This is a genomic window from Segatella hominis, from assembly GCF_004535825.1.
Taxonomy (GTDB): Bacteria; Bacteroidota; Bacteroidia; order Bacteroidales; family Bacteroidaceae; genus Prevotella; species Prevotella hominis.
Window position 1 is genome coordinate 1 of sequence record NZ_SGVY01000013.1, and the last position, 20,286, is coordinate 20,286.

Here is a 20,286-nt window from a genome sequence, read left to right on the forward strand (position 1 = left end):
CGCTTTATGGGGTAAGGGGATTTTGTGTCTGCGACATTTCTGTTGTGCAAGAAATATGTACAATAAAATGAATTTTGTCGCTTTGCAAGCAAAATCCCACTAAACCCTATAGGTTGCGGATTTGAGGGTATTATCGCATCAAGGGGAGTTTTCGCAACCTAACAGGCTGCGTGAGGTGTCGTATCATGCTCAATGTCGGCTTCATGCCCCCAAGGCAAAGGAGTATTGGAACCAAATGGTAGAACTCGGCAAGATTGACGTGGTCAAGAAATGCGATGAGGAGTCTCGTGCCAAAGCTGAGAGATTGGTGAATGTGAAAACCGTCAAGCACACAGACGCGCGTGACGTTGGAGTAAAGTGGATTTGCCTGCAAGCAAAGTGCTTCTTACGACGCATCTTGTTGGTTGCTGGGTCTAACGCATAAAAGCCGACATACCAATCCTTGCCTTTATGCAATGTGGGGTAGGTGTAGCCTACGAGGTTAGAAACTTTACCAGTCTGGAATTTTGGAAATATTTTTTTGACATCATTTTATATCACTTAAATTGTGAGTTAGTGATGTTGGTTCAACGTCTCGATTCTTTTCGTCTTAAAAATGATTTAAACGATCTATCGGGCAATAATGAAAAAAGCCTTCTGAAATTTCTTTCAGAAGGCTTTGCGGAGAGAGAGGGATTCGAACCCCCGGTACCTCTCGGTACGACGGTTTTCAAGACCGTTGTAATCGACCACTCTACCATCTCTCCAAATTCAGTCTGGATGACTATAGCTTGGTTTTCTTAAGCGGTTGCAAAGGTACTACTATTTTCTGGTTCCACCAAATTTTTTGAGAACTTTTTTTTCAAAAATCTCAAAAAAAGTGCAGATTTCTTGATTTTACCCTGTTTTTCTCCTGCTTTTTAGAGAAAAAGGCAAAAAAAAGGGCTACCGCTGTAGCCCCAACCTTGATAACCTTAAATCTAATACTATGAAAAACACATCGCAAAGATACTGAATTTTCCGTTATTTCATGTACGAAAAATGGAAAATCTTATCTTTTGCGCTGATTTTTACCTTTTTTAATCAATATAACCTCTTTCTTTGAACTCTTCATATAGAGGTTCAGCCAAAATCTTGGCATCAGGATGAGGTGCTCCTGTTGTGCCTAACGCACGAAGGTCGAAGAAATGCTTCCAGTCGCTTACGAATGCGGTGTGCACCAGTTCTGTATTTGTATCCAATGGAAGAATGACGCGTGCTTCCTGTGGCTTGCATCCCATAGCAATCAATTTCATGTAGGCAAATTCTGCTGCTTGATTGGCAAAAAGCCAGGCATCTATTGGAGTCCAGTCATTGGTCTCTTCATTTGCTACGTCTTCACAGAGTTCTACGAATTTCTCATCGTTGGTTTCTAAATCGCCCTTTACCCAAGTTGGAAGGTTGATACTGATTTCGCTACCAAACTTATTCTTCGTATAATTGCAGTAGCGTGTACTCTGTTCTGCCATGGAGTTGGCGCGATGACGATTGTATTCACGGGTAATGGCAATCTGGGTTGTAAAGTGTACGGTGATGCGGAGTTCATGCTTGCCCTTTTCGAAATCTGCACGATACTTCAGATCTTCCAGTGTTTTGTTTTCTGCCATCACACGAAGATTGGTTGTGATGTAATCCTTGCCGTCTATTGTATTCACATGAGAGAACTTGTTGCTTGCATAGAGTGGGAGTTCCCCGTGGTTGCAGGTCAAATATACGGTGCCGTGTTCCAGCATGGCATAATGTTCATGCTCTATCATGCGGCCAACGAATGGCTTGGCTGAGTCTTCTGTTGTGTTGTTTTCACTCTTGTAGCATACTCTACCTGCTCGCTCTATCTGCTGATAGATACCAAGCTCTCCTGGATTTTGCATCCAAATCTCATATTGAGGTTTCTGTATCTTCATTGTTTTCTGTTTTTATTTCTGCTGCAAAGGTACATTATTTTGGGGTAATTACAAAATTATTCCCTTATATTTTGCCATTAACTGTTTTTTCTTTCTTTACTTTTGCTTTTCTTGCAAAAAAGGTAGTATCTTTGCAATCACGTATGGCCTCCTTTCTGCCCTATATATATAATAAGGTGTAATCTGGTTATTGATAGGGGAATGGAAGTGGAAATGGGGGCTCGTTGATTTAATGAATTAGATATCATCATGGAAATAAAACCAATTGCACATTTTCGTTCGCCCTTTTCCAGTAAGTTCGGTATTCCCAAACAGGCTGGTCTGGTAGAAGAACTGGAGGGTCAGATTGTTTTTGACCCCGAATTCCGTAATCCCGATGCACTCCGTGGGATAGAGGGGTTTGACTATCTTTGGTTGATTTGGGAATTTTCTGCCAATAAACATAAAGCAAATAGTCCCGTTGTAAGACCCCCTGTACTGGGTGGAAATGAGAAGGTTGGAGTGTTTGCTACCCGGAGTCCTTTCAGACCCAACCATATCGGCTTGTCTTCTGTGCGTATAGACCGGATAGAATGGGAGACAAATCGGGGACCGGTGATTCATGTGAAAGGGGCTGACCTGATGGACGGAACACCGATATATGATATCAAACCCTACGTAGTCTATGCTGACTGTCATCCTGATGCCCGCAGCGGTTTTGTGGATGAAAGAAAATGGGATAGACTCGAGGTGCTGGTCAGCGATGAGGTGAAGGACAAACTGAACAAGCAGGGATTGACAGATGCCAAGATTTCTGTTTTAAAAGAAGTGTTGGCGCAAGATCCTCGTCCGCATTATCAAAAAAATCCTGACAAGGTTTATGGAATGCCCTACGAGGGTTTGGATATTCACTTCCGGGTTTCCCATCAAACCTTAGAGGTACTTTGAAAATTCCCTGGGCAGGGAAAAATTCTTCCTTGCCCACGCAAAAAATAATCCCTCGGCGGAACATAAAAAACTCTCCTGAGTCAGCACTACTGACATCAGGAGAGTTTTTGGTTTTATCTTATGATATAATTTTAACTGTTTGTCTGGCAGATCAGACTAACTGCAGATATCTGTCTTTTCTTTTTTCTATTTTGCAAAAGTAGAGAAGTTCACATTCTCCAAAGTAATCTTGCAAGCTGCATCTATATCCTTTGCATTCTTGTTGTAGAAGATGTTGCAGTCCTTGATGGTGATATCGTGTATCATACCTTCTGCGCCATGAGCCACGATTCCATTCTTGCAGCCACGTACATAGACATTACTGATATGAATATCCTGAAAATCTGGCAAGAATTCCTGTTTTACAGGGGCAGCCTGCTGCTTGGCACCTACGTGGTTGTCAAAATAGGTAGTCTCGAAGGTGATGGCATCACCTGTAATATCGGTCATGTAGATATGATCGATATAAATATTCTCGCTCTTACCGCCTCTTTTCACAGCACTCTTGAATCGCAAACCGGCATCTGTGCCCTGGAAAGTATTGTTTCTTACAACAATGTTTTTCATACCGCCAGAGAATTCGCTACCGATTACAAAACCGCCATGAGCATGGTATACGGTGTTGTCCTGGATGTTGATATTCTCGCATGGACCCGCTTTCACGCCAGCCGCACCAGCTCCGCCCTTCATGCAGATACCGTCATCGCCAGCATCAACTACGTTGTTGACAATCAGTACGTCTTTACAACTTGAAATATCGATGGCATCTCCGTTCTGTGCATTCCAAGGACATTTTACGGTAATTCCGTCAATGACCACATTCTTGCAGCGGGTAGGGATGAGGTGGAAACGTGGTGAGTTCAGAAGTGTAACACCTTGAACGAGCACATTCTCGCAGTCGGTGAAACGGATCAAGTGGTTGCGCACCTTCTCCTGTGCATCGATATTATCTACTACATTCGGAGTCTGCTTCAGGTTGAGTGGGAACCAGATGTCACCCTTCTTGTTGAGTGTACCGCCCATTTCCTGGAATCTTTTCCATTCCACGTCACTTACCTTGCTTCTCTTGACCGGTCTCCACCATTCGCCATTTCCGTCGATGGTTCCTTCACCAGTAATGGCAATGTTCTTGCGCTTGCTGGCAGTAATGGCTGTTGAGGCTCTCTCTTCTTTCTTACCTGTTGCCTCGTCAGTTTTGATGAGGTCGTTCTTGTCTTCAGAGAAAACAATAATGGCATTCTTCTCGAGATGCAGATCGATATTGTCTTTCAGAGAAATCAATCCGGTGAGGTAAACACCTGCAGGAACATTCAGATGACCTCCGCCCATCTTGTTTAGTTTACTGATGGCTTTGGTGAAAGCCTGGGTATTCATTGTCAGTGCGTCTCCTTTACCACCGCATTCCAGGATGCTGACCTGATTATCCGGGATAGTAGGAAGGGTAGGTTGTGACATTTGAACAGGCAAGTTGGTGTAATACTTGCTGTAATCAGTGGCAAACGTATTCGCTATCGCGAACAGTGCCATTAAAGAAATAAGAATTTTCTTCATAAGTCTTTAAGTTTGCTTTTTGTTTTAAATTATAATAGTTTATGATTGCAATTGTTTGTAACAGTTTCGTAACAACTGTTTCCTTGGGGTATAAATACCGAAAAAGGCGGCTCCAACCGAAGTCGGAAACCGCCCTAATGAAAGGAGGAGTGGTACCACCAGGAATCGAACCGGGGACACAAGGATTTTCAGTCCTTTGCTCTACCAACTGAGCTATGGCACCATTTTCTTTTGCGGTTGCAAAGGTACAATAAGTTTTTGAATTGAGCAAGAGAAATTCTGATAATTTCTCTTGCTTAATGTTTATTAACTAAAATCACCTTTCTGTAGTCCTCTGAAATTGTATCAAAAGGCTCTTCCTTGTTGATTTTAGTCTTTGAGAGGGTTCCAACCCTGTGCTTTCAGTTCAAATTCTTGTCCGTCGCGGGTAATCAGGAATTTTCCGAGATTCTCCTGCGTGATGTAGCCTATCTGCTTTACACCTTCCATTTCCTCGATTTTTGCATGGTCGCCTATTGGTACGGTAAAGAGAAGTTCGTAATCCTCGCCACCATTCATGGCACAGGTCGTGAGGTTCATATTGAATTCCTCTGCCATTACTGCCGTCTGATAGTCTATTGGAATATTCTTCTCATATACACGACATCCGCAGTGACTCTGTTCGCAGATGTGCATCAGTTCGCTACTGAGTCCGTCACTAATATCCATCATGGCTGTTGGACGAATACCTGCTTCACGCAATTTGGCTATGATGTCGCCGCGTGCTTCTGGCTGCAATTGGCGTTGCAGTAGGTATTCCTTTCCTGCAAAGTCTGGTTGGAAGTTGCGCATGTTGGCCAATTCCTCATTGAGTGCGGATACTTTCGCCGTATCACCATCACGCTTGGCTTCAGCTATTTTCTTGCGGATATCTTCCACCTGTCCATAGTAAACGGCTTTCTCACGCTCCAGAAGTTGCAGACCCATATAGGCACCACCGAGGTCACCCGTTACGCAGATGAGGTCAGTCTCCTTCGCTCCACTTCTATATACGATATCTTCCTTGTTTGCCTCACCGATACAGGTGATGCTGATGGCAAGTCCTGTATAGGAAGATGTGGTGTCACCACCTACGATATCAACACCCCATTTGTCGCAAGCCATACGGAGTCCTTTGTAAAACTCATCAATGTCTTCTACCTTGAAACGCTTACTCAGTGCCAAACTTACAACCATTTGTCTTGGAGTTCCGTTCATGGCAAAGATATCGCTGATGTTCACCATTGCACTTTTATATCCAAGGTGCTGTAAGTCTATGTACGTCAAGTCGAAATGCACACCTTCCATGAGCATATCGGTGGTTACCAATACCTCTTTGTCTGGATAGTGCATCACGGCACAATCATCACCTACACCATAAACGGTAGAGGCATTCTTGTTTTCGTGTCCTTTGGTGAGATGGTCGATAAGACCAAACTCACCCAATTTTGCTATGTCCAATTTCTGAAAATGTTAAGTGTTAAAAAAACAAGTGAAGGGCCCCTTCACTTTCCCTCTAATTATTTCTTGTTCTTTAAGATCTGCGGATCATCTCACGCATAATCTCTGTCATCTTAGGTTGAGCATTGTTGGCTGCAATCTGCACTTCCTCATGACTTACCTGTACAGGAACGTCAAATCCACCCAAGTCGGTAATGATGCTGATGCCGAAAACCTTGATGCCGCAGTGTCGGGCTACAATGACCTCAGGCACGGTACTCATGCCTACTGCATCGCCTCCTAAGATGCGGTACATGCGGTATTCTGCTGGAGTTTCGAAGGTTGGCCCCTGTACTCCTACATATACACCATGTTTCACCTCAATGCCTACTTCTTTAGCGATTCCGTCGGCAAGGTCGCGCAATCCCTTGTCATAAGCTTCATGCATGTCAGGGAAGCGAGGCCCGGTAGGGAAATTCTTACCCTGCAATGGATGCTCTGGGAAAAAATTGATGTGGTCATCAATAATCATCAGGTCGCCTACGTGGAACTCTGGATTCATACCGCCTGAAGCATTGCTGACGAAGAGGGTCTCGATGCCCAGTTCATACATGACGCGCTCAGGGAATGTCACCTCTTTCATGCTGTAACCCTCATAGAAGTGGAAACGGCCTTCCATAGCCATGATGTCTTTGCCGCCCAATTTTCCGAAGATGAGCTTTCCTGCATGTCCTTCTACGGTTGATACTGGGAAATTTGGAATTTCACTATATGGGAATGAATAACTGTCAGTTATTTCTGAAGCTAATTGTCCGAGACCTGTTCCCAGAATGATAGCTGTCTTTGGACTTGTTGTCATCCTTTCTCTTAGCCAGGATGCTGTTTCTTGAATTCTTTCGTACATAGCTTATTATTTTTTCGTTAAAATTATCTTGTTGGTCAAGCATGAAGCTTACCTTGATAGGCAGTTCGTACATGTTTGACTTTACTTTTTCGTATAGTCCCTCCGTTTCTCTCAGTCTTACTGCATCTTTTTCTGTAGTGATGATGATGCGTGGCTCTGGCATGGATTCGAAGGCGTCGTTGATGCGGTCGATATCCTTGCCTTTAAAACTGTGATGGTCGCCGAATGATAAGTTGGTGATATCCTTTGTCATTGGCTTCAGGTCATGCTCCATCTGCTTGGGTGAAGCGATTCCTGTGAGTAGCAAGACATGATAATCCTGTAGCTTGTCGAGCTCTATCTGCTTTTCCTCGAATACTCCCTTCGGTGTGTCGTAGTCGATGCTGGTGAAGTAGAGTTTCTGGAAAGGATAGAGGTCCATGGCTTTGGTCAGCACACGGAATTCCATCGGCTTCAGGTCTTTTGGACACTTGGTGATGATGACGATGTCTGCTCTGTTCTTACCGCTCAATGGTTCACGCAATCTACCTGCCGGCAACATCTTGTCGTAGATGATCAGACGGTGATAATCTACCAGGAGGATGTTGATGCCTGGTTTTACATACCGATGCTGGAAAGCATCGTCAAGCAGGACAACATCTACGTCCTTGGTTGCCTCATCATTCTGTAAGTTCTCGATACCTCTTGCCCGTTTTGCATCTACAGCCACATAGATATCAGAGAATTTCTGGTGCATCTGGAAAGGTTCATCACCTATTTCCGGCATGGTAGTACTTTCCTCGGCAAGTACATAACCATGACTTTTTCTCTTATAGCCACGTGATAGCACGGCAATCTTTGCTTTGTCGTGCAACAGGCGTATCAAGTATTCCACATGGGGTGTCTTTCCGGAACCGCCCACTGTGATGTTGCCCACTGAGATAATGGGTATGGAGAATGACTTGCTCTTCTTGAGACCCATATCGAAGAGCCAGTTGCGAAATCTCACTATGCTGCCATAAATCCAACTGAATGGTAGCAGCCAATCGTTGATCTTGATAAGGTCGCCTTCTGTTCTCATTGTTTCTTATACCTTATTATATTATATATATAAATCCCTTTAGTTGATATTCAGGAAGAATGGTAGAGCTGCTTGCACTGGTTCTTTTTCCTTCATATTACGTATCATTACAAATGGCTGGTAGAGGTTGCCGAGCGTCAGTTTCAACTGCTCGTCCAGATAGTTGCCACTATTGTCTGATACCTGAGAAAGGAGTTGCTCCATCCAGTCTGCCTGCATAGGGTATTCTGTCGTCTGATAATCTGAAATCTTTGCCAACTGTGCCGCTTTGACAATGGCATCGTTCAGACTTCCGAATCCGTCAATCAGTTTGATCTTCTTGGCATCCGTTCCGAGCCAGACTCTTCCCTGAGCGATTTTTTCAACTTCCTCCACGTTCATCTTTCTTCCGTCAGCCACACGCTTGCGGAATAGGGCATAACCACGGTTGACATAAGCCTGTAGATGGGTGATTTCCTCCTGACTCCATGGGCGGGCTGTTCCGGCACCCATATAGGCGCTGTTCTTGTTGGTTTTTACTTCATCATACTTGAATCCTAATTTCTTGGTCAGCAAGTCGCTGAAGTCTGGTAATGCTCCGAAGATACCGATACTGCCTGTCAGGGTAGTAGGCTGGGCCATTACATATCGTGCTCCCATACTCATGTAGTAAGCTCCAGAAGCAGCCATGCCTCCCATGGAAACAACTACAGGCTTCTTCTTGTTCAACTCGCTTACTGCATGCCAGATTTGTTCTGAGGCATAAGCGTCACCGCCACCGGAATTGATGCGGAGAACCACGGCTTTTACATTCTTGTCTTCTGCCAGTTCTTCCAGATCTCTGACGACATCAGAACTGACTATCTGCTGCTCGTCTCCATAAATACTTGGAGTAGCCATTCTCACGATGCTACCCTGACAGTAATAGACAGCGATTTCGTCGCCCATCATATTGTTGTCATTGATAGCAGCGTTGACATCTTTCATGGAAACCTGAGCTATCTTCTGGTCTGCTTTCAAACCGAGTTGTTTCTTTACGATATTCCTGATCTCATCATAATAGCAGAAACCATCTACGAATTTACGTGATTTCAGGAGTTTGCTGTCGTCGAACACCATGAGCCCGTCTGCATAGTGATTGAGCGAATCCTTGCTGATTTTTCTACTGTTGGAAACATCCGTCAGCATCTGTTGCCAGAGTCCGTTGATATAGCGTGAAACCTGCTCACGGTTGGCATCACTCATCTTATCCTCGGTGTAGGTTTCCGTAAAACTTTTATATTTACCCACTTTTACCACCGTGAAATGGACGCCAAACTTGGCAGCCACATCCTTGATATATTGTGGTTGAGATGAGATTCCGTGCCAATCTATATTACCTTCTGGGTTTACATAAACCTGGTTGGCAATGGAGGCTAAATAGTAGCTGCCTTGCGAGAAGGCATCGCCGTAAGCAATAATCCATTTGCCGCTTTTCTTGAAATCTGCGAGTGCATTGCGTATTTCCTGGATTGTGGCATAGTCAGCCTGTAAGGCACCAGCTTCCAGATAGATACCTTTTATCTTTTCTTCTGTCTTGGCTTTCTTGATGGCAGAAAGTATTTCGTTCATGCCGAGCGTGTTGAACTGGTTGCCGGTAATCTGCCCCAACCAATTATCTTCTGCTCTGTCGATGATTTCTCCTTGTAGCGTGAGCACCATGACCGATTTGTCTTTGATGGTAGGAGTGCTACTGCTGGAAGCAACCATGCCGATGAGACTGATGAAGCCGAAAATGCCGAAGATGAGGCAAAAGGCAAAAAGACCAACAATGGTGGCTGCTGCATACTTGAAAAATTGTTTCATATCACGTCTTTGTTACGTTAAAGTTCAGAATTTTCTGCAAATTTAGTAAAAAAGAAACAAACAACAAAGTTATTTGTACGAAAATAACCAAAAAATAATGAAAATAAAGCGTTGTGTTAGCCGAAAATTACGTAACTTTGCATACAAAAGATGAAATGTAAACCTAATCAATGATAAAGCAATGAAAAAGTTATTTGCGTTTTGTGCTATGATGCTGGCGGTCATCAATCTGTCAGCTCAGTCAACAGCCCGTAAATTTGTACTGAAAAACAGTGCAGATGGTAAAAGTGAACTCACCTGTTATCTTCCTCAGAATCCTACAGGTCGGGCAGTCGTAGATTGTCCTGGTGGGGGTTATTCTCACTTGGCAATGGATCATGAGGGTCATCAGTGGGCTGAGTTCTTCAATAAGCAGGGTATTGCCTTTTTTGTATTAAAATATCGCATGCCTAATGGAGATAGGAATATTCCTTTAGGGGATGCTTATCAAGCTATCCGTACGGTAAGAGATAGTGCATCTATATGGCATATAAATCCTCAGGATGTAGGTATCATGGGATTCTCTGCTGGTGGTCATCTTGCTTCTTCTGTCAGTACGCATGCAGAATATGCTGCTCGTCCTGATTTTTCTATACTTTTCTATCCGGTTATCTCGATGGATGAGCGCATTACTCATAAAGGCTCCTGCGTCAATTTCCTGGGTGATGAGCGCAAGTCTAATCCTAAGTTGATAGAAGAATGGTCTAATGACAAGGCTGTTCGTGGTCATCTGACGCCTCGTGCGATTCTTCTGATGTCGAATGACGACAATGTGGTTCCTCCTGTTACCAATGGCGTGGCTTATTATACCCGTATGCACCAGGCTGGAAACGATTGTGAACTGCATGTCTATCCAACTGGCGGTCATGGTTGGGGATTCCGCAGCAATTTCAAGCATCACGACCAGATGCTTGCAGATCTGACGGCGTGGCTGCAGAGCTTTAAGGCTCCTAAAGAAAATGCTGTCCGTGTGGCATGTATCGGCAATTCGATTACGGATGGATTTGGCATTATGAATGCGGAGGATAAAGGTTATCCAGCTCAGTTGCAGAAGAAGTTGGGAGCAGATTATGAGGTAAAAAACTTTGGTGTGTCTGCCCGTACGATGATGAACAAGGGTGATATTCCATACATGAAGGAGTTAGCTTGGAAGGATGCGCAGGCTTTCTTGCCTAATATCGTAGTGATCAAGTTGGGCACCAATGACTCCAAGACTCATAATTGGGCGCATGGAGCAGAGGAATATAGTCAGAGTATGCAAGCGATGATAGACACTTTGAAGGCATTGCCAAGTCGTCCAGAGATTTATCTTTGTTCTCCAATTCCTGCTTTCAAGGGCAGTTGGACCATCAATGATAGTGTAATCGTGAATGGTGAAATTCCTGTGTTGCAGAAGTTGGCAAAGAAGAATAAGTGTCATTATCTCGACCTCCATTTCCAATTTACATTCAGCAATATGATGTTGGGTGATGGTATTCATCCGAATGCCAAGGGTGCTGAGAAGTTGGCTGGTATCGTATATGAGGCTTTGACAAGTTCTGAGAAGGGAACCAAAGCGAAAGAGTCTCATGCAAAAGCAAAGAAATCCAAAAAGGTTTCTAAGAAGAGATCATAACCCTTTTCTCTTAAAATAAAATACATAGTCCCACAGACTTCACCAATTTACACAGATTTATTTTTTGACTTCAAAAAGATCTGTGTAAATTGGTGAAATCTGTGGGATTTTTCAGTGTGTATAGGATTTGATTGATACCACATCCTTTCTTTTTTAGTGATATTTGGTAATAAAATACTTTTTGTGGCAATATTTTCCCTGATTCTCCGTTTATTAAATATTATTTAATAGATTCTCTGATATTTAATGGATAGATTCTCTGTTATTTATGATAATTCCCTGTTTTGGGGGAATTGTTCCGAGATGTATTGAATGATAGCAAAAATAAAGTAGCGTAAAATAAAAAAGCATAAAGATGATAGAATATATCAAGGGAGAACTGACAGACTTGACTCCTACCATGGCTGTTCTGGAAACTGCTGGGGTAGGATATGGACTTAACATATCACTGAATACTTATACGGCTATTCAGGGAAAAGCAACGGTGAAACTCTATGTACATGAAGTACTGGTGGCAGGCGGAAGAGATGATTCCTATACTCTTTTCGGCTTTGCCAGCAAACAGGAAAGGGAACTTTATCGCCTGCTCATCACTGTGTCTGGAGTGGGTGCTAATACCGCGAGGATGATTCTTTCCTCCTTGTCTCCTTCTGAACTCTGCAATGTGATTTCCTCTGGAGATGAGAAAATACTGAAAAGCGTGAAAGGCATCGGACTGAAAACGGCACAACGTATCATTATTGACCTCAGGGACAAAATTGTGTCTTTGGGTATTGCCAATGAATTACCTGCCAATGGAGGTAATGTGGATATGGTCAACAATGATGTGAAGGATGAGGCAGTGAGTGCGCTTACCATGCTTGGATTCTCTCCAGCTCCTTCCGCTAAGGTGGTCATAGAAATCCTGAAAGCGAAACCTGATCTCAAGGTGGAGGAAGTAATCAAGTTGGCCTTGAAGCAGATTAAATAATTTTCACGACAGTTTTTTGATGTTTAGAATAAAAAATATAAAATACGCATATTTGTTGATGGCATTGCTCTTGACTTCAGTCATTGGCAATGCCATCGGCTTGCCGTACCTTCAAGATGACAGAACTCGCAACAGAAACCAGCAGTCTGACATCTCGCGGCAAAAAAAACAGGGCTCTCAGAAACGACAAAATACACAAAATTCAAGGAATGGAGCTGCTGCAAAGAACGGGACTGCTGCGAAGAATAGAATCACAGCACAGCCAATTCTTTCTGATGAGGATTCTATTCCTGATAGTCTGCTGCACCCCCGTTGGCCTGTGCAGCGCACCCAACCGATTACCCTCAGCGACCTTTACCAAAGTCCGCTCGACCTGCAGCGCCCTGACAACATGAAGTATCAGGTGGAGTATAATGATACGCTCGACCGATATGTGATTGGTAATCGGCTCGGGAATACTTGGATTACTGCGCCTATCATGCTTACACCGAAGGAGTATCTCGTCTGGAGCGAGATGCAGGAACGTAATGCCTATTACCGTAAGCAGAATGATGAAATCTTCAAGGCTAAGGGTAAGGAGAAATTCGACTTTACGGATATGCACTTTGATTTAGGACCGGCTGAGAAGATTTTCGGTCCGGGTGGTATTCGTGTGAAAACGCAGGGTACGGCCGAATTGAAGTTTGGTGTGAAGAAAAAAAATGTGGATAATCCTTCGCTTCCTATCCGAAACCGCAAGACGACGATGATGGATTTCGATGAGAAAATCAATCTCAATGTTAATGGTCGTGTCGGTGATAAGGTCAATATGAACTTGAACTACAACACGGATGCTACTTTCGATTATGATGCTCAGAATATGAAGCTCAAGTACGATGGCAAGGAAGATGAAATCATCAAACTCGTAGAGGCGGGTAATGTGTCTTTTCCTTCCAACTCGTCACTCATTCGTGGAGCCAGCAGTCTTTTCGGCTTCCGCACCGATTTGCAGTTTGGTAAACTCAAGTTGCAAACCGTCATTTCCCAGAAGAAGTCTTCCTCCAAAAGCGTTTCCTCTAAGGGTGGCGTCCAGCTTACGCCTTTTGAAAAGAACGTGACCGACTATGAGGAGAACAAGCACTTCTTCCTTTCACAATACTTCCGCAACCATTATGATGGATGGATGCAGAAATTGCCTAACCTTACTACCGGTATTACCATCAACCGCGTGGAGGTTTGGGTTACCAATAAGACGGGTTCGTCTGAGAATACGAGAAACATCGTGGCGCTTACCGACTTGGGTGAAAACGAGAAGGTAAGCAATCCGATGTGGGCTGTGGGAGGAACCGTGGTCCCAGCCAACAAGGCGAATACGGAGTATGATGCAATGGTCAACCAGTATAGTGCTGCCCGTGATGCGAATCAGACTTCTTCTACGCTGGAAGGTGCTGGACTTGTCGGTGGTAATGATTTTGAAAAGTTGGAGAATGCGCGTCTTCTGAATTCATCGGAATATACGGTGAATACAGCGATGGGTTATATTTCCTTGCGAAACCAGTTGCAGACCGACCAGGTTCTGGCAGTGGCATACGAATATACGTATGGTGGTGTCACTTATCAGGTGGGTGAGTTTGCCAGCGACGTTACTGACACCAAGCAGGGTCTCTTCGTGAAATCTCTCAAGAATACCAGCAACAATCCGCAGCAGGGCAACTGGAAACTGATGATGAAAAACGTCTATAACTTAGCTTCCCAGATAGAGAAGGAAAAGTTCAGACTCGACGTGAAATTCCAGAGCGATACGACGGGTGTTTATATCACCTATATCCCTGAAAAGCAAGTGAAGCAGACACCACTCATCAAGGTATTGGGAGCCGATCGTCTTGACAATAATAACAATGCTCATAGCAATGGTTACTACGACTACGTAGAGGGTTATACGGTTTCCAACGGAAGCGTCTTCATTCCTAAAGTAGAACCTTTCGGTAGTTATATGTACGAATATCTGAAGAGTAAGGGCGTGGCTGCTGAACAGGCGGAGAAATATGCCTTTACGGCTCTTTATGACAGTACGAAGACGGTAGCCAAACAGATAGCCGAGAAGAACAAGTACCTGCTGGTGGGTCAGTTCAAGGGTTCTTCTTCCAATGTCATTTCCCTCGGAGCATACAATGTTCCGCAGGGTTCGGTGATGGTGACTGCCGGTGGTGTTACGCTCACCGAAGGTTCTGACTATTCTGTAGATTACAATGCCGGTGAAGTGACGATTCTCAATCAGAGCATCATCGATGCAGGAACACCCGTCAATGTTTCGCTTGAAAGCAATACCGACTATGGTATGATGCGCAAGACGATGTTTGGACTCAACTGGGAATACGACTTCTCGAAGAATTTCCAACTGAGCGGTACGTTCCAGCATTTGAGTGAACAACCGCTCCTCACCAAGGTGGCTATGGGAGAGGAACCGGTGAAGAATACCCTCTGGGGTATCAACATCAACTGGAAGAAGGAAAGTCAGTGGCTGACGAATGTGCTCGACAAGATTCCGTTCCTGCATCTTACTCAACCATCGCAGATTTCCTTTACTGGAGAGTTTGCCCAACTGATTGCCGGACAGGCGAGCGGAACACAGGACAATGCTTCTTATCTGGATGATTTCGAGTCCACCAAGAGCAGTATTGATGTGATGACTCCTACCTCATGGTTCCTCTCCAGCGTTCCTTCCATGTTCCCTGAAAATAAGGACAAAACGGGATTGACGAGTGGATTCAACAGAAGCCAGATGGCATGGTACACAATCGACCCACTTTTCAACAGAAAGGGTAGTACGCTGACTCCGGGACATATCAAGAGCGACCTCAACCAGTTGAGCAATCACTATGTGAGAGCCATCTACATGAGAGAGTTGTTCCCACTTCGTCAACAACAGACCTATAGTACGGAGACGAGTACAGTGAATGCGATGAACATTGCCTTCTATCCGAATGAGCGCGGTCCGTACAACTTCAATGTGGCTGATCTCCAGGCGGACGGAACCCTTGCCAATCCTCAGAAGCACTGGGGTGGTATGATGCGCAAGTTGGATACGAATGACTTCGAGCAGGCGAATGTGGAATATATCGAATTCTGGATGCTGGACCCATTCATCTATAGCAATCAGCAGCCTGATGCCCGTCTCTATGGCGGTGATTTCTATATCAACTTAGGAGAAATCAGTGAGGATATTCTCCGTGATGGAAAGAAATTCTATGAGAGTGGAATGCCTGTGGATGGCAGCAACAGTTTTACCTACTCTCAGTGGGGTAAGATCCCTACGCAGAGTACGGTTACTTATGCCTTTGCCACAACCAGTGGAAGCCGTGCCTTGCAGGATGTGGGTTTCAACGGACTTACTGATGCGGAGGAACAGGAATTCTATCGCAGCGCCTACCTCGACCAGATACAGGGCAAGGTCAATCAGGCGGTTTTCGACAGTATCTTTGCTGACCCAGCCCGTGATGATTATCACTATTACCGTGGTTCTGACTGGGATCAGATGCAGGCGCCTATCTTGTACCGCTATAAATTCATCAACAATCCGCAGGGCAACTCTCCGGATAGCGATAGCCGTACCGAGAGCTATGATACTTCCTATAAATCTACACCGGATGTGGAAGATATCAACCAGGACTACACCCTCAATGAATATGAGAAGTATTTCCAGTATCATGTCAGCATCCGTCCGGAAGACCTTGTGGTGGGTAAGAACTATATCGTTGATAAACGGGAATATACACCAAGTTTACCTAATGGAACGAAGAATGAGACGGTCACCTGGTACCAGTTCCGTATCCCGGTAGATCAGTATGAATCGAGGGTGGGCAATATCAATGACTTCTCCAGCATCCGCTTTATGCGTATGTTCCTTACCAATTTTGAGAAACCTATCGTGATGCGTTTCGGAACTCTGGATCTGGTACGTGGCACCTGGCGTACTTACGACCAGCCGCTCAGTGCTGCCAATGGTGGTACGCTGGAAGCAAGTGCGGTGAGCATCGAGGAAAATGCCGAGAAAACTCCGGTCAACTATGTGCTTCCTCCTGGCATCCGTCGTGGGCAGGACCCTTCTCAACCTCAGTTGGTGGAGGAGAATGAACAGGCGCTGAGCCTTGTGGTCAAGAATTTAAGTACCGGTGAGGCCAAGGCGGTTTACAAGAATACCACCCTCGACCTGCGTCAGTATAAGCGCATCCAGATGTTTACCCATGCCAATGCACTCGCTCAGAACACCACCGACCTGAGAGATAACCAACTCTCTGTGTTCATCCGTCTGGGTAATGACTATAAGAACAACTATTATGAATATGAGATTCCGCTGAAGTTGACTCCGGAAGGTAAGTACAGTCGCCGTTCATTGGAAGACTGCAAGGCTGTATGGCCTGAGGAAAATATGCTCGATATCCAGATGAGTGTGTTCACCGCCCTGAAGAAGGAACGCAACAAGGCCAAGGCAATGGGCATGGCTTCGTTCTCGCAGCCTTTCGTGGCTTATGACAGCAATCATCCGAACAACAAGATGACCTTGGTGGGAAATCCTACCTTGGGTGAGGTGAAAACCATGATGATTGGTGTTCGCAACAACTCTGGCGATGTGAAGAGCGGTGAAGTCTGGGTCAACGAACTCCGACTTCTGGAACATAACAACAAGGGTGGATGGGCTGCGAATGCCAATCTGAATGTTCAGTTGTCTGACTGGGGTAGTGTCAATGCTACTGGTCGTTATACCAGCGAGGGATTCGGTGGACTGGAAGACAAGGTGGCAAGTCGCAGTACCGACAGTTATGGGGCGTACAGCGTGACTACGAGCTTGGAAATGGGTAAGTTCTTCCCTGACAAGGCGAAGGTGAGCATACCTTTATATTATAGTGTGACCAAGGAGAAGACTTCTCCGAAGTACAATCCGCTGGATACAGATATGGAACTCCAGGATGCACTGGATGCTACAGGCTCTAAGGCGGAACGGGATTCTATCGAGAATATTGCTGTAACGAAGGTGGTGAATACCAACTTCTCCATCTCCAATGCCCGTGTCGGAATTGCTACTAAGCGCCATCCGATGCCTTACGACCCTGCCAACTTCTCGTTCTCCTACAGTCATTCCCACCAGCATACACAGGGCGAGACGACGGTCTATGAGAATGAAGACAACTGGCGCGGTTCGCTCGACTATTCCTGGACTCCGGTCTATAAGGCATGGGAACCTTTCAAGAAGTTGAAGAACAAGAGCAAGTGGTTGGATATCCTGAAGCGCTTCGGACTGAACTGGCTGCCGCAGAATGTGGCGTTCAATACGGAGATGACCCGCAACTATTATGAGTTGCAGGAACGCGATATGGAATCGACGGAGAATTCACAGTTGCCTCTGTCGTTCAGCGAACAGTTCCTCTGGAACCGTGAGTTCTCTATGCGTTGGGACTTGACCAAGAATCTGCACATGAACTTCCAGAGTGCCACCCATGCGCAGATAGAAGAACCTTATACCCCAATCAATAAGGACCTCTATGCTGACCAGTACCATGCCTGGAAAGATTCTGTTTGGACCAGCATCAAGCACTGGGGAGCACCATTGGATTATAATCAGACCTTTACGGCTTCCTATCAGTTGCCGCTCAATCTGATTCCAATCTTCGACTGGGTTAATGCCGATGCTTCCTACAATTCCACCTATTCCTGGAACAAGGGTACGGAGGATGAGGACGGTGTTTCGTATGGAAATACCATCAACACAAATCGCAGTTTAAACCTCAATGGTACGTTCAATCTGGTGAAACTCTACAATCATGTACCGTTCCTCAAGGCTGCCAACCAGAAGTTTGACAAGGAACCTTCCCGCTCGCAGATTCAGAAAAAGAAGCAGGAGAAGGAAAAGGCTAAACAGGAGGCGCAGAAGCGCAAACAGGAATTGGCTAAGGTTCGCCAGGAGGCAATCGATGCTGGTAAGGATCCTGAGGAGGCTGTGAAGGAGTGGACAAGTAAGAATAATAAGAAAGCTCAGGAGCAGAAGAAGCGATTGCCGCTCAACAAGAGATCCTTCGAACAGGAAATCACCCTCCTGCCTTTATTAGCTGATGCTAAAGACTTGAAAAAAGAGAAGGATGAGGCTGCCGGGGAAAAGACTGAGGCTTCTGGAGATGAGGCTGAAACAAAGAATGCAGAAAAGTCTAAGAAGTCTAAAAAGGATAAGTCCAAGAAGGATGATTCCAAAAAGGATGATTCGAAGAAAAAATATGTGGACGTAAAGCACGGTAAGAATACGAAGCGTCTGATTGTCTCGGCTAAGACTGAGGACGGAAAGGCCTTCCACTTGAAATATAAGGTGTTGGATAATAACACAATCCGCATTACCTCTAAGGTGGATTCTGCTACGAAGTTGAAGGTGAATGTGCTTCCGAAGGCTCCGCTGGAGGAGAAGGCTTGGTACAAGACCATGCAGGCTATTTCACGTGTGGCAATGATGGCAAGAAATGTGAGCTTCAGTTATCGCAACAACTACCAGCTCACGTTGCCAGGCTTCCTGCCTACGATCGGTGATGCTTTCGGACAAACCAAACAGGGCATCATGTCACCGGGTTTGGATTTCGCCTTCGGTTTCGTTGGCGATAGTTACATCGAGAAGGCAAGAGAGCACGACTGGTTGTTGCTCAACGATTCCATCGCTACTCCTGCTGCTACGAGCAAAACGGAAGATCTCCAGATTCGTATGACGCTGGAACCTGTGAAGAACTTGAAGATTGACCTGAATGCCATGCGTACCATGACTACGCAGAAGAGCATACAGTATATGTATGAGGGAACTCCTACTACCCAGAGCGGAAGCTTCCAAATGACTACCATCTCTATTGGTTCTGCTTTCGAGGGAATGGGAGATGCTAACAGTGGTTACCGCAGCAAGACCTTCGAAAAGTTCGTGGGCTCTCTGCAGGACTTCCGCAATCGGGTGGAACAGCAATACGCTGGAATGATTTATCCTGCTGGTTCCAGTCTCGCTGGCGGCAAGTTTGATGCTTCCCGTACACCTGTCAACCAGTATAGTGCTGATGTGATGGTGCCTGCCTTCCTCAATGCTTATACCAGCATGGGTGGCAAGTCGCTCTCCATCTTCCCGGCTTTGAGCCGATTGCTGCCTAACTGGACTGTTAAGTATAGTGGATTAGGTAAGTTGCCTTGGTTCCGTGACCACTTCAAGAGTGTGAACATCAATCATTCCTATAAGAGTGTGTTTGCCGTTGGAAGCTACAACAGTTACAGCACCTTCCAGGAGTATATGAATGGTTTGGGCTTCATCGAGGATGCCACTACCGGCAATCCTTCACCAAGCAGCATGTTCAATGTTTCGCAGGTGAGTATCAATGAGGCTTTCTCGCCATTGTTGGGACTTGATCTGACGTTCAATAATAATATGACGCTGAAGGGTGAATATCGCCAGACGCGCGTGATGAACCTCAGTATGACAAGTATTCAGCTCAATGAGGCTGTGAGCAAGGACTGGGTGATTGGAATGGGCTATCGCATGAACAACTTCCATCTCTTCGGAATGGGAGGTAAGCGTAAGGCTGTCAAGAGTAAGGGTAAAGGTTCGGCTGACAAGCAGAAGAATTCTTCCAATAGCAATTCTTATGGCACCAACCATGACTTGAACCTGCGCTTGGACTTCAGTTTCCGCAAGCAGGCTGCCATCGTAAGAGACATTGCCTCCATGATGAGCAGTGCCAGCAGCGGCAATAATGCATTGAAGTTGAGTTTCTCTGCCGACTATACCTTGAGTAAGATGCTCACCATGAGTTTCTACTACGATCGTCAGACGAATACGCCTCTGCTTTCAAGCAGCAGTTATCCGACGACGACACAAGACTTCGGTCTGAGCATCAAGTTCTCCTTGACGAGATAGGGTTCCTGAAAAACGAAAGGGCTGGTAGCGATGAGGCTCCAGCCCTTTCGTGGTTGAATAGCTCCCATGCG

General features: G+C 45.3%; 11 protein-coding genes and 2 tRNA genes. 5 read left to right on the plus strand and 8 right to left on the minus strand.

The window, feature by feature from the left end:
• Nucleotides 1-121: 121 nt before the first annotated feature.
• On the plus strand, nucleotides 122-424 hold the full coding sequence (locus EXN75_RS17625; protein ID WP_167639466.1) for a hypothetical protein: 303 nt from the start codon (nucleotides 122-124) through the stop codon (nucleotides 422-424).
• A 237-nt stretch (nucleotides 425-661) separates the two neighbouring features.
• On the opposite strand, the gene EXN75_RS06410 is transcribed toward EXN75_RS17625, so the two are convergent.
• Together EXN75_RS06410 and EXN75_RS06415 are read right to left on the minus strand one after the other, a co-directional pair.
• Nucleotides 662-746, minus strand: a tRNA-Ser gene (locus tag EXN75_RS06410).
• Nucleotides 747-1,058: 312 nt separating this feature from the next.
• Entirely contained in the window at nucleotides 1,059-1,922 is an 864-nt protein-coding gene (locus tag EXN75_RS06415) for an FAD-dependent thymidylate synthase (protein ID WP_134843196.1), read from the minus strand.
• A 249-nt stretch (nucleotides 1,923-2,171) separates the two neighbouring features.
• Here EXN75_RS06415 and tsaA point away from each other — a divergent pair, with 249 nt between their 5' ends.
• Nucleotides 2,172-2,849 (plus strand): tRNA (N6-threonylcarbamoyladenosine(37)-N6)-methyltransferase TrmO, encoded by a 678-nt coding sequence (tsaA, locus tag EXN75_RS06420; protein ID WP_134843197.1) that lies wholly within the window; start codon nucleotides 2,172-2,174, stop codon nucleotides 2,847-2,849.
• A gap of 186 nt (nucleotides 2,850-3,035) precedes the next feature.
• Here the strand turns inward: tsaA and EXN75_RS06425 are convergent, their stop codons facing one another.
• The 6 genes from EXN75_RS06425 to sppA form a co-directional block, all read right to left on the minus strand.
• Nucleotides 3,036-4,439, minus strand: a complete 1,404-nt coding sequence (locus tag EXN75_RS06425) for a glycoside hydrolase family 28 protein (protein WP_134843198.1) — start codon at nucleotides 4,437-4,439, stop codon at nucleotides 3,036-3,038.
• Between the two features lie 150 nt (nucleotides 4,440-4,589).
• Nucleotides 4,590-4,662: transfer RNA gene (locus EXN75_RS06430), tRNA-Phe, on the minus strand.
• 146 nt (nucleotides 4,663-4,808) lie between these two features.
• Nucleotides 4,809-5,918 (minus strand): thiamine-phosphate kinase, encoded by a 1,110-nt coding sequence (gene thiL / locus EXN75_RS06435; protein ID WP_118116819.1) that lies wholly within the window; start codon nucleotides 5,916-5,918, stop codon nucleotides 4,809-4,811.
• A gap of 73 nt (nucleotides 5,919-5,991) precedes the next feature.
• Nucleotides 5,992-6,801 (minus strand): purine-nucleoside phosphorylase, encoded by an 810-nt coding sequence (locus EXN75_RS06440; protein ID WP_118116816.1) that lies wholly within the window; start codon nucleotides 6,799-6,801, stop codon nucleotides 5,992-5,994.
• A complete protein-coding gene (gene lpxK / locus EXN75_RS06445) occupies nucleotides 6,686-7,861 on the minus strand; it encodes a tetraacyldisaccharide 4'-kinase (protein ID WP_118116814.1) in 1,176 nt (391 codons plus the stop codon). Before lpxK ends, EXN75_RS06440 begins: the two co-directional genes overlap by 116 nt.
• A 39-nt stretch (nucleotides 7,862-7,900) precedes the next feature.
• Nucleotides 7,901-9,685, minus strand: coding sequence for a signal peptide peptidase SppA (gene sppA, locus EXN75_RS06450; RefSeq protein ID WP_134843199.1), 1,785 nt, complete (start codon nucleotides 9,683-9,685; stop codon nucleotides 7,901-7,903).
• Nucleotides 9,686-9,866: 181 nt separating this feature from the next.
• On the opposite strand from sppA, the gene axeA1 reads away from it, so the two are divergent.
• The 3 genes from axeA1 to sov all read left to right on the plus strand — a co-directional run bounded on the left by axeA1 (nucleotide 9,867) and on the right by sov (nucleotide 20,215).
• Nucleotides 9,867-11,339: an acetylxylan esterase AxeA1 gene (gene axeA1 / locus EXN75_RS06455; protein ID WP_246031314.1), complete on the plus strand. Its 1,473-nt coding sequence runs from the start codon at nucleotides 9,867-9,869 to the stop codon at nucleotides 11,337-11,339.
• 355 nt (nucleotides 11,340-11,694) lie between these two features.
• Entirely contained in the window at nucleotides 11,695-12,309 is a 615-nt protein-coding gene (gene ruvA / locus EXN75_RS06460; RefSeq protein WP_022111413.1) for a Holliday junction branch migration protein RuvA, read from the plus strand.
• Nucleotides 12,310-12,367: 58 nt separating this feature from the next.
• On the plus strand, nucleotides 12,368-20,215 hold the full coding sequence (gene sov / locus EXN75_RS06465) for a T9SS outer membrane translocon Sov/SprA (RefSeq protein WP_134843256.1): 7,848 nt from the start codon (nucleotides 12,368-12,370) through the stop codon (nucleotides 20,213-20,215).
• Nucleotides 20,216-20,286: the final 71 nt, after the last annotated feature.

What these genes read in the sequence shown, in the direction of transcription:
- EXN75_RS06440 (WP_118116816.1), bottom strand. Translation starts at nt 6,801, where the DNA reads ATGTACGAAAGAATTCAAGAAACAGCATCCTGGCTAAGAGAAAGGATG.
- lpxK (WP_118116814.1), bottom strand. Translation starts at nt 7,861, where the DNA reads ATGAGAACAGAAGGCGACCTTATCAAGATCAACGATTGGCTGCTACCA.
- EXN75_RS06415 (WP_134843196.1), bottom strand. Translation starts at nt 1,922, where the DNA reads ATGAAGATACAGAAACCTCAATATGAGATTTGGATGCAAAATCCAGGA.
- sppA (WP_134843199.1), bottom strand. Translation starts at nt 9,685, where the DNA reads ATGAAACAATTTTTCAAGTATGCAGCAGCCACCATTGTTGGTCTTTTT.
- tsaA (WP_134843197.1), top strand. Translation starts at nt 2,172, where the DNA reads ATGGAAATAAAACCAATTGCACATTTTCGTTCGCCCTTTTCCAGTAAG.
- ruvA (WP_022111413.1), top strand. Translation starts at nt 11,695, where the DNA reads ATGATAGAATATATCAAGGGAGAACTGACAGACTTGACTCCTACCATG.
- sov (WP_134843256.1), top strand. Translation starts at nt 12,368, where the DNA reads ATGGCATTGCTCTTGACTTCAGTCATTGGCAATGCCATCGGCTTGCCG.
- EXN75_RS06425 (WP_134843198.1), bottom strand. Translation starts at nt 4,439, where the DNA reads ATGAAGAAAATTCTTATTTCTTTAATGGCACTGTTCGCGATAGCGAAT.
- axeA1 (WP_246031314.1), top strand. Translation starts at nt 9,867, where the DNA reads ATGAAAAAGTTATTTGCGTTTTGTGCTATGATGCTGGCGGTCATCAAT.